The following is a 4,514-nucleotide window of genomic DNA, read 5'->3' as shown; positions in this document are numbered from 1 at the left end:
ACGCCGGCGACCACCCGGACGTCGTCGGTGCTGACGTTCAGTCGCTCGTCGAACCGCCCGTCGAGGACGACCGTCTCGCCCGGCTCGGCGGCGTCGACGGCGGCCTGCGCGGAGTCGTAGTCGTCGCCTTCCGTGACGTTCGCCCAGTCTCCACCATCCGTCGCGCTCGCATCGTCCTCGACGACGGTCGCGGTTCCGGGCTCCTCCGGCGCCGTCACCTCGGTCGCAGCCACGTCCGTCCGGATCGTCACGTCGCCGCCGGTGTCGGCGGTCGCGTTCGATTCCGCCGGCGCGTTCGACGCGGCCGACGCCGGGCCGGTGCCGACGGCGCCGACCAGCGGCGCCGCGAGCGCGAGGGCGGCCACGACGCAGACGGCGACCAGGAACCCGGTCTCGACGGGGCGATCAGACATGCTTACCTCCGTCTCCGAGGGAGTCGTCGTCCCGAGGGCCGTCCTCCCCCGTTCGTGATCCGGTCGCGTACGCGGCCGGATAACGAGCGGGCGAGCGCCGGCAGCTCCGCGACCGAGGCGTCGATGTCGCGGGCGAGGTACGCGACGGCCAGCAACGCGATCGCGACGACCGTCAGGTACCCCCCGGGCCCGAACCACGCGAACCCGCTGATGTTCGCGACCTGGTAGCCGCCGAGCAGCGGCGGCGTGAACGGCTCGATGCCCCGGAGCGGAGCGTCGGGGTCGAGCGCGTGACCGGCCTGGTGGAGCCGGTACTGGATGAGCGCGAACGTCGCGAGGAAGACGCCGATCGTGCCGACGAGCTGCGCGGTCAGGCCGAGCTTGAGCTTGCGGACCGTCGGCGCGAGCGCGACGAACACGCCGGTGAACGCGACCCCAACGTACACGATGGGGCCGAGGACCCACTCGGGGACGTCGACCGCGCGGTCATGGACCGCGTAGTTGGGGTCCACGAACACCGGGTCCGGGAAGTAGAACCCCGCGTACTTGTTGAGCCCCTGGACCTCGGCGAAGTCGCCGCCGAGCCGCGGGTACGCGTACAGGTCGACGACCAGCGGCCCGCTCGGGTACTGCGGCGCGGTGAGCGTGATTCGCCACACCGGGACCGCGAGCGCGACGAGCAGCAGCGCGGCTGCCACGAGGGGGAGCGCTCGCCTGATCTCGGTGAGTCGCGCGATCGACGTGTTCATGGCTCACTCCTCCGGTTGGACGATGAGCCGCGAGCGCATCTCCAGGTGGAGCGCGCTACAGAAGTGCGCGCAGTAGATCCAGTAGACGCCGGGCTCGTCCGCGGTGAACGTCGCCTTCCGCGTCTCCTGGGGGGCGACCCGCATGTGGATGTCGTGGTCCGGGATCGCCACCGAGTGGAGCATGTCGCTCGTGGTCTCGATGTTGGTCACCTGCATCTCGACCGTGTCGCCTTCCCGCACGGTCATCTCCTGGAAGCCGTAGTGGTTCCGCGTCGAGTACATCTCTATCTCGACGCGGTCGTCGTCGACCCGCTCCATCGTCTCCTCGCCCTGGTCCGTGTACTCGAGGTCGAGGTCCTCAGGGTCGTACGTCTTCGCCGGGTCGATCTTCGACTTGTGACAGATCGACGCGTCGTGCGGCTCCGCGTGGGCGGGCGAGTCCTTCACGAGCTGCATCCCGGCCTCGTCGTCGCCGATGTAGATCAGCTGGTCGTTCTCGGGGTGCTGCGGGCCGACCGGGAGGAACCGGTCTTTCGACAGCTTGTTCAACGAGATGAGCCAGTCGCCGGCGGGGTTCTCCGTGTACGACTCCGCGGCGATCAGGTGGCCGGGGTTGTAGTGGACGTCGATCTTCTCGATCACCGGGCTCTCGGACCCCGCCTCGGCCTCGACGGCTTCCTCGATGTCCCACTTGACGACCTGTGAGTCGATGAACAGCGTGGTGTACGCGTGCCCCCGGCCGTCGTAGGCCGTGTGGAGCGGACCGAGCCCGAGCTGCGGCTGACCGACGATGGCGTCCGCCGGGTCGTCGACCTCGTCGATCGCGGCGATGTCGATGACAGACGCGGTCGGGTCGAGCTTGCCGCTGGCGATCGCGTACTGATTGTCGGGCGTGACGCTGATCCCGTGCGGGCTCTTCGGCGTCGGGATGTAGTGGACGATCGGCTCGTCGCCCTGGTTGAGCGGGCTGTCCTGGCGCCCGTCGACGACCGGCACCTCGTTTATCGTCTCGTAGTCGCCGGCCTCAACCGCCGCCTCGATCCGCGGGATGTCGAACGCCTTCACGTTGTCGCGGGCCGATCGGGTCATCTCCTCTTCGGTGACGCCGCCCTCGCTGTTGTACCCGGTCGTGAAGAAGTACTGGCCCTCCTTGCTACCGTCCCCGTTGTCCATGTTCCCGTCGACGAGGACCTCCCACTCGACGTTCATCGACTCGGGGTTGATCGCGGCGAGGACGGAGCCGTACTCCTCCGGGTCCTCCAAGTCGCCGCTCCCGTCGTTGGGGATGGGCGTCCGGAACTCGCCGACCCCGAAGATGAGGTCGGTGTCGGGCAACTGCGCACAGGCGCCGTGGGTCCCCTGCTGGTTCGGGATGTCGACGATGGCGTCGGTCTCGAAGTACGTGAGGTCGATCCGGGCCATCCGTCCGTTCGCCTTGTCGTTGACGTAGGCGAACCGGCCGTCGTAGTCGCCGTCGGTCTGGCTGATCCGCGGGTGGTGGGTGTCGCCCCAGGTGTACCCGCCCGCCTCCTCTAACATCTGCCGGCTCTCGTCGTCGTGGCCGTAGCCGCGGCCGGCGTCGGGCTGGAACACCGGAATGCGGGCGAGCTCTCGCATCGAGGGGAGCCCGTACACGCGGACGTCTCCAGACTGCCCGCCGCTGAGGAACGCGTAGTACTCGTCGTGTTCGCCCGGCGGCACGGAGCTGTCGACCTCGCTCGCCGAGGCCGTCCCCTCGACATCCTCGTCGCTCAGCAGGCTGGTACAGCCCGCCAGCCCGCCGAGTCCGCCGACGGCCGCGCCGGCCTTCACGAAGTCCCGGCGCCGGAGCCCCGGCAGCAGGGAGTCGAACTCCGCGTCCGCGTCGGCCGGCTGTCCGCTCGATGCCCCCGCGTCGGTGGACCGCTGTTTGTCGTGTGACATGGGTGGTCTCCGCGAGTGGCGTGCTCTCGCGACAGACGGACGTTGCAGCCTGCTGTATATATCTCGTCCAGCAGCTTGCTGTGCGCTGGGAAGCGTGTGAACACGTTCGGTCATTATCACCGGCATTGCAAGAATGTGAGAACGCAGCTGGGCTGTCCGTCCACGTTGGCGGACGGCACCAGGTGTCGCGACGGTCCCCCGTGTCCGGCGCGCTCAGAGACGACGGGGAGCGTAGAAGCCGAATCGAAACGTCGACCGGGAGAAACGGGACCGCGAGAACAGCGGTCGAGAGGCATTTGCTCGCGGTCGGCGGGAGCGTGCGTTTATCGGTGGTCGACAGTCACCGGACGACGACCGCGCCCTTCATGCCCACGGCCTCGTGGGGGGTACACACGTACTTGTGGATCCCGGTCTCCTCGAAGGTGTACTCGAACGTGAAGCCGGCTTCCTGGCTGGTCTCGCTCTCGAAGGCGCCCGACTCCGCCGCGACGTTGTGGCCGCCGCCCTCGCCGGTCCACTCCCAGACGACGGTGGTGCCCGCGCTCACCGCGACCGCAGCCGGACCGAACGAGAGCCCGTCGCCCGCGCCGACGTCGACGGTGACCTCGTCGCTGCCCGTCGCGTCGACCGTCTGGTCGTAGCCGTTCGCGCCCTCGAGCCAGCCGCCGTAGTCCGGCTCCTCCGAGAGGTACTCGACGCTGCCGCCGGAGCCACCGGAGTCGCCGCCGTCGCTGCCGCTCCCGGAGTCGCCGCCGTCGCTGCCGTCGCTGCCGCTGGCTCCGCTACCGCCAGAACAGCCGGCGAGCAGTGCTACGCCCGCCGCTCCGGTCGCCTGTACGAACCGCCGCCGATCGAGTCGGGTGTTCTCTGTCATGTGCTCGGTCGGCGGTTACCGCGGGATAGTTGTAACGTGTCACGCGTGGCTTCGTTCGGCGAGAACGCGTCGAACACGTTCGGGACGGACCGCCTCTCACGCCTTCCGCGTCGTCTCGTTCGGGCGGTCATCGGTCCGACGCTCCGTCGGTTTGCCCGGGGGCGAGCACGACGAGCGCGGTGCTGTCCTCGCGTGCGGTCGGCTCGACCGACAGGTCGCCGTCGAACCTGAGGACCTCGCCGGCCTCTACCGGGTGGGGCTCGCCGTCGAGACGCACGTCGATAGCCCCCGTCAGCACGTGGAACAGCACCACGTGTCCCGGGTGGTCGTGCTCGGGGACCGTCCCGCCCGGTTCGATCTCGAACCGCTGGATGCTCGTCGCCTCGCCGACGACGCCTTGCGTGAGGAACACGCCGTCGAGCTCCGCGATACGGACGATCTCCGCCGCGGGCTCGTCCTCGACTTTGGGCAGCTCCGCGACGAACCGCGACGGCCCCTCCTGTTCGACCGCGTAGCCGTCGTCGTCGAACGCCGGTACCTCCGCCGACAGCTCGT

General features: G+C 69.2%; 4 protein-coding genes and 1 pseudogene. All 5 read right to left on the bottom strand.

What is annotated here, in order from left to right; all coding sequences use genetic code 11:
• A pseudogene (locus GJ633_RS14310) lies at window positions 1–413 on the bottom strand (hypothetical protein); the annotation flags it as partial.
• Between the two features lie 2 nt (window positions 414–415).
• Window positions 416–1,162, bottom strand: coding sequence for a hypothetical protein (locus tag GJ633_RS14305; protein ID WP_156589355.1), 747 nt, complete (start codon window positions 1,160–1,162; stop codon window positions 416–418).
• A 3-nt stretch (window positions 1,163–1,165) separates the two neighbouring features.
• Window positions 1,166–3,085, bottom strand: coding sequence for a TAT-dependent nitrous-oxide reductase (gene nosZ / locus GJ633_RS14300; RefSeq protein ID WP_156589354.1), 1,920 nt, complete (start codon window positions 3,083–3,085; stop codon window positions 1,166–1,168).
• Window positions 3,086–3,425: 340 nt separating this feature from the next.
• Window positions 3,426–3,959 (bottom strand): halocyanin domain-containing protein, encoded by a 534-nt coding sequence (locus GJ633_RS14295; RefSeq protein WP_156589353.1) that lies wholly within the window; start codon window positions 3,957–3,959, stop codon window positions 3,426–3,428.
• Window positions 3,960–4,086: 127 nt separating this feature from the next.
• Window positions 4,087–4,514 (bottom strand): cupin domain-containing protein (locus tag GJ633_RS14290; RefSeq protein WP_156589352.1); only part of this gene is annotated, 428 nt, incomplete at its 5' end.

Source organism: Halorubrum sp. CBA1125, from assembly GCF_009742825.1.
Classification (GTDB): Archaea; Halobacteriota; Halobacteria; order Halobacteriales; family Haloferacaceae; genus Halorubrum.
Note: the sequence above shows the minus strand (reverse complement) of the source record. Positions and strands in the feature narration are given on the sequence as shown.

Bases quoted from the DNA above. Each gene is read 5' to 3' on its own strand.
- nosZ (WP_156589354.1), bottom strand. From the start codon at position 3,085: ATGTCACACGACAAACAGCGGTCCACCGACGCGGGGGCATCGAGCGGA.
- GJ633_RS14295 (WP_156589353.1), bottom strand. From the start codon at position 3,959: ATGACAGAGAACACCCGACTCGATCGGCGGCGGTTCGTACAGGCGACC.
- GJ633_RS14305 (WP_156589355.1), bottom strand. From the start codon at position 1,162: ATGAACACGTCGATCGCGCGACTCACCGAGATCAGGCGAGCGCTCCCC.